This window comes from Spirillospora sp. NPDC049652 (assembly GCF_040675125.1).
In the GTDB taxonomy this organism is placed as follows: Bacteria; Actinomycetota; Actinomycetes; order Streptosporangiales; family Streptosporangiaceae; genus Spirillospora.
Genome location: NZ_JBFAOF010000568.1, coordinates 1 through 4,695, shown reverse-complemented (window position 1 = coordinate 4,695; position 4,695 = coordinate 1). Strand labels below are relative to the sequence as shown.

At 72.1% G+C, this 4,695-nt stretch carries 5 protein-coding genes and 2 pseudogenes; 3 read left to right on the top strand and 4 right to left on the bottom strand.

Annotation, left to right across the window (positions count from 1 at the left end):
* Positions 1–990: FAD-binding oxidoreductase (locus AB0J52_RS27995; RefSeq protein ID WP_500185389.1), on the top strand; the 990-nt coding region annotated here is incomplete at its 5' end.
* A 15-nt stretch (positions 991–1,005) separates the two neighbouring features.
* On the opposite strand, the gene AB0J52_RS27990 is transcribed toward AB0J52_RS27995, so the two are convergent.
* The 3 genes from AB0J52_RS27990 to fdxA form a co-directional block, all read right to left on the bottom strand.
* Positions 1,006–2,148 (bottom strand): acyl-CoA dehydrogenase family protein, encoded by a 1,143-nt coding sequence (locus tag AB0J52_RS27990; RefSeq protein ID WP_500185388.1) that lies wholly within the window; start codon positions 2,146–2,148, stop codon positions 1,006–1,008.
* A 158-nt stretch (positions 2,149–2,306) separates the two neighbouring features.
* Positions 2,307–3,392: a succinyldiaminopimelate transaminase gene (gene dapC, locus AB0J52_RS27985; protein ID WP_500185387.1), complete on the bottom strand. Its 1,086-nt coding sequence runs from the start codon at positions 3,390–3,392 to the stop codon at positions 2,307–2,309.
* A gap of 101 nt (positions 3,393–3,493) precedes the next feature.
* Positions 3,494–3,820 carry a ferredoxin gene (fdxA, locus tag AB0J52_RS27980; RefSeq protein ID WP_117360056.1) on the bottom strand — a complete coding sequence of 109 codons (327 nt, stop codon included), beginning with the start codon at positions 3,818–3,820 and terminating at the stop codon, positions 3,494–3,496.
* Positions 3,821–3,931: 111 nt separating this feature from the next.
* On the opposite strand from fdxA, the gene AB0J52_RS27975 reads away from it, so the two are divergent.
* On the top strand, positions 3,932–4,186 hold the full coding sequence (locus tag AB0J52_RS27975) for a putative acetyltransferase (protein ID WP_500185386.1): 255 nt from the start codon (positions 3,932–3,934) through the stop codon (positions 4,184–4,186).
* Positions 4,187–4,343: 157 nt separating this feature from the next.
* Positions 4,344–4,493 (top strand): annotated as a pseudogene (locus tag AB0J52_RS27970) (hypothetical protein); the annotation flags it as partial.
* Between the two features lie 125 nt (positions 4,494–4,618).
* On the opposite strand, the pseudogene AB0J52_RS27965 reads toward AB0J52_RS27970, so the two are convergent.
* Positions 4,619–4,695, bottom strand: a pseudogene (locus AB0J52_RS27965) (hypothetical protein); the annotation flags it as partial.

The window sequence follows — 4,695 nt, the reverse complement described above, 5'->3', positions numbered from 1 at the left end:
GTCCTGGACGCCGCCCGGCCGCACGGGCTCGCCGCCGCGGTCGGCACCGTCGGCTCGGTCGGGTTCGCCGGACTCACGCTGGGCGGCGGCTACGGAACGCTGATCGGCGTGATGGGCCTCGGCATCGACAACATGCTGGCGGCCGAGGTGGTCCTGGCAGACGGCCGGATCGTGACGGCCGACCCGCACCACGAGGCCGACCTGTTCTGGGCGCTGCGCGGCGGCGGCGGCAATTTCGGGGTCGTGACCGAACTGCGCACCCGGCTGCACCCGTCCGCCATGGTCACCACCGGCCTCCTCGCGTTCCCCTGGGACCAGGCCCGGTCGGTGCTGCGCGCCTGGCGGACGCTGACGGCGACGGCCGACGACGCGCTGGACGTGATGTTCGGAGCCATGACCACTCCGGCGGGCAAGGTCGTCTTCGCCATGCCGACGTGGGCCGGTGACCCGGACGCGGCCGCCGGGCAGATCGCCCGGGTCCGCGCGCTCGGCGACCCGGTGCTGGACGACGTGGACCGGCGGGCGCTGGCCGACGCCGTGCACGCCCTGGACGAGGCGTTCCCGTACGGCGGCGACTACCACCTCGGCGCGCGGATGCTGCCCGCCCTGACCGACGACGCCATCGAGGCGTTCGTCCGGGCGGCCGAGGTGATGCCCGGAACGTGCGCGCTGAACGTCCACCACGCGCACGGCGCGGCGACCCGCGCGAAGGCCGCCGACGCCGCCTACCCGTACCGCGACGAGCACCTCGTGGTGGAGATCATCGGGGCCTGGGCTGACGGCGACGGCGCCGCCGAGTCGGCCTGGGTCCACGAGGCCGAGGACCTCCTGGAACCCCACGCCCTGCCCGGCGGCTGGGCCAACCTCATGGCCCCCGGCGACTCGCACGCCCCGGACGCCTACGGCGCCAACACCGGCCGGCTCCTGGAGGTCAAGGCGCGCTACGACCCTGACGGGGTGTTCTCCGCGACGCCGTTCCCGGAGGGCTGAGCAGACCAGACCGCCCTAGATGCCGAGGCCGCGGCCGATGATCTCCTTCATGATCTCGGTGGTGCCGCCGAAGATGGTCTGGATGCGGACGTCCTGGTAGGCCTTGGCGATGGGGTACTCGCTCATGTAGCCGTAGCCGCCGTGGAGCTGGACGCAGCGGTCGACGACGGTCTTCAGCATCTCGGTCGTCCAGTACTTGGCCATGGACGCCTCCTCGGCGTCCAGCTCGCCGCGCACCTCCTTGGCGAGGCACTGGTCCAGGAAGGCGCGGCTGACGGTGATCTCGGTCTTCATCTCGGCGAGCGTGAAGCGGTTGTGCTGGAACTTCCCGATCGGACGGCCGAACGCCTCGCGGTTGCGGCAGTACTCCAGCGTCATGTCGAAGGCGGCCTGCGCGCCCGCGACGGCCGAGACGGCGATGCAGAGGCGCTCGCGGGCGAGGTTCTGCATGAGGTAGATGAAGCCCATGCCCTCCTCGCCGAGCAGGTTCGCCTTCGGCACGCGGACGTCGTCGAAGAACAGCTCGGCGGTGTCCTGCGCGTGCATGCCGATCTTGTCGAGGTTGCGGCCGCGCTCGAAGCCGGCCATGCCGCGCTCGACCATCAGCAGCGAGACGCCGTGCGCGCCCGCGGACGGGTCGGTCTTCGCCGCGACGATCACCAGGTCGGACAGGATGCCGTTGGTGATGAAGGTCTTCTGGCCGTTCAGGACGTAGTCGTCGCCGTCGCGGACGGCGGTCGTCCGCATGCCCTGGAGGTCGGAGCCGGCGGCGGGCTCGGTCATCGCGATCGCGGTGATCAGCTCGCCGGAGCAGTAGCCCGGCAGCCAGCGCGCCTTCTGCTCGTCGTTCAGGAGTTGCACCAGGTAGCCGCCGACGACGTCGTTGTGCACCGAGAACCCCGGGCCGGACGCGCCCGCCCGCGCCAGCTCCTCGTTGAGGACGGCGTAGTAGCGGTAGTCGGTCTCGCCTCCGCCGCCGTACTCCTCGGGCATCTCGATGCCGAGCAGCCCCTGCCGTCCGGCGGCGCGCCAGACGTCCCGGGAGACGATCTCGTCCTTCTCCCACTGGGCGTGGTGCGGCTCGATCTCCTTGGCGACGAAGGACCGCACCATGTCCCGGAAGGCCTCGTGCTCCTCGGTGAAGATGTCGCGTGCCATGCGCCGGGGCTCCTCGCGTGTAAGTGCGTACTGACTTCGCCCACAATGTAGCGCAGAGGCCCGCCGTCGCCCCAGGCAGCGGAGTTGTGACCCACGTTACTCACAGGTAGGGCCCACGGCGGGTCTCGCCGTGGGCCCGCGAGGGACGGACGCCGTGGTCAGAGGCGCGCGGCGGCGGCCTGGACGCGCTCGTCGGTGGCGGTGAAGGCGATCCGGACGTGCCGTCCGCCCGCCGGGCCGTAGAAGTCGCCCGGGCCGACGAGGATGCCGAGCCCGGCCAGGTGCGCCAGGGTGTCCCAGCACGACTCGTCGCGGGTCGCCCACAGGTAGAGGCTCGCCTCGGAGTGGTCGATGCGGAAGCCGTGCCGCTCGAACGCCTCGCCCAGCGCCGCGCGGCGGCGGGCGTACCGGGCGTACTGCTCGCGGACGTGCTCGTCGTCGTCGAACGCGGCGCGCATCGCGGCCTGCACCGGCGCCGGGACGATCATCCCCGCGTGCTTGCGGACCTCCAGCAGCCGCTTCACCAGGTCGAGGTCGCCGCTGACGAACCCGGCGCGGTACCCGGCCAGGTTCGACCGCTTGGACAGCGAGTTCAGCACCAGCAGGCCCTGGTGCGAGCCCTCGCACACGTCCGGGTGCAGGATCGAGACGGGCCGCTTCTCCTCGTCCCAGCCGAACTCGACGTAGCACTCGTCGCTGGCGACGATCGCGCCGCGGGAGCGGGCCCACGCGACGACCTTGCGCAGGTGCTCGACGGGCAGCACCTTGCCGGTCGGGTTGGACGGCGAGTTCACCCAGACCAGCTTCGGCGTCTCCGGGCCGAGCGACAGCAGCGAGTCGGTGGCCATGGAACCGGCCCCGGCGAGCCGCGCGCCGACGTCGTAGGTCGGGTACGCGAGCTCCGGGAAGGCGACCTTGTCGCCCGCGCCGAGGCCGAGCAGCGTCGGCAGCCAGGCGACCAGTTCCTTGGTGCCGACCACCGGGAGGACGGCGTCGGGGTTGGCGTCCGTGACGCCGAGCCGGCGGCGCATCCAGCCCGCGACGGACTCGCGCAGCTCGGGCGTCCCGTAGGTCTGCGGGTAGCCGGGCGCGTCGGCGGCGGCGCGCAGCGCCTCGCGGACCGGCTCGGGGGTGGGGTCGACCGGCGTGCCGACCGAGAGGTCGACGATCCCGTCCGGATGGGCGGCGGCGCGCTCCTTGTACGGCGCGAGCCGATCCCATGGGAAGTCCGGCAGCGTGAGCAAAACCCACCCCTCCTGTCACACGATGAAAAAAAGGGCCGCGACCTCCTGACGAGGCCACGGCCCGACGGCTCAAACCGAACCGGGGGGCTTCCCGGCCGCGGTCACTCCTCGGAGGACTGCGGGGGCAGCGCGGCGACGATCGGGTGGTCCTTCTCGATCTTGCCGACCTTCGAGGCGCCGCCCGGGGAGCCGAGGTCGTCGAAGAACTCCACGTTCACCTTGTAGAAGTCCTTCCACTGCTCGGGGACGTCGTCCTCGTAGTAGATGGCCTCCACCGGGCAGACCGGCTCGCAGGCGCCGCAGTCAACGCACTCGTCGGGGTGGATGTAGAGCATCCGCTTGCCCTCGTAGATGCAGTCGACCGGGCACTCCTCGATGCATGCCTTGTCGAGCAGGTCCACGCAGGGCTGCGCAATGACGTAGGTCACGTCAGTGACTCCTCTCGGGTTACCGGCCCCGCCGCACGTCACGGCTCACCGCAAGCTCGCTGTGAATAGTATTGCCATCACCGCACGGTCGATTCGACATGGGGGTCGCACATGCCAGGGCGTATCGGCGCGCGGCTGGTGGTCTCCATCACACCGGCCGACGTCGGCGAGCGGGTCTCGCTGCGCCGCCGTCTGCCAACGGGAGAGTACAGCGACGTGGTCGGCGTGCTCGAATCCTGGTCCGGCGGACTGCTGCGGGTCCGCCGCCGCAACGGCGAGCTGGTGGACGTCGCCGAGGGCGTCGTCGTCGCGGGCAAGGTCGTCCCGCCCACCCCGCCGCCCAAGCGCCGTCCCCGCGCCGAGTAGCGCACGTTCCGAGAAGCATCCCTCTGAGCTGCCCTTCCGCATGCCCCTGAGCTCCGTGCGCTGGGTGGCGGCAAAGGTTCGGTGAAGATCGCGGCCGCGCCGCCGGTTCGGCGGGACGGGCGGGAACGCCCTCCGGAAGGACTTCCGGGGGGTCGATATGGAAGCTGTGCTCGCGGCCGACGGGCTCGGCGTGCGGACGCGCCGGGGCCCGGTGTTCTCCGGGGTGACGGTGCGGGCCGGTCCGGGCGAGGTGCTGGCGGTCTCCGGCCCCGGCGGCAGCGGGCGGACGTCGCTGCTGCTCACGCTCGCCGGGCGGATGCGTCCGGCGGACGGCGCGCTCGTCGTCGCCGGCGCCGGCGCCCCGGCGGCGATCCGCGCCAGGGTCGGCGTCGCCCGGGTGACCGGGGCCGCCGAGCCGGAACCCGAACTGCGAAGGCCGAAGTGGCGGTTGTTGACGAGCTCGTGCTCCTGCCGCTCGCGCAGCGCGTCGACGGTCAGCCGCAGCTGCT

Bases quoted from the DNA above. Each gene is read 5' to 3' on its own strand.
- AB0J52_RS27990 (WP_500185388.1), bottom strand. From the start codon at position 2,148: ATGGCACGCGACATCTTCACCGAGGAGCACGAGGCCTTCCGGGACATG.
- AB0J52_RS27975 (WP_500185386.1), top strand. From the start codon at position 3,932: ATGCCAGGGCGTATCGGCGCGCGGCTGGTGGTCTCCATCACACCGGCC.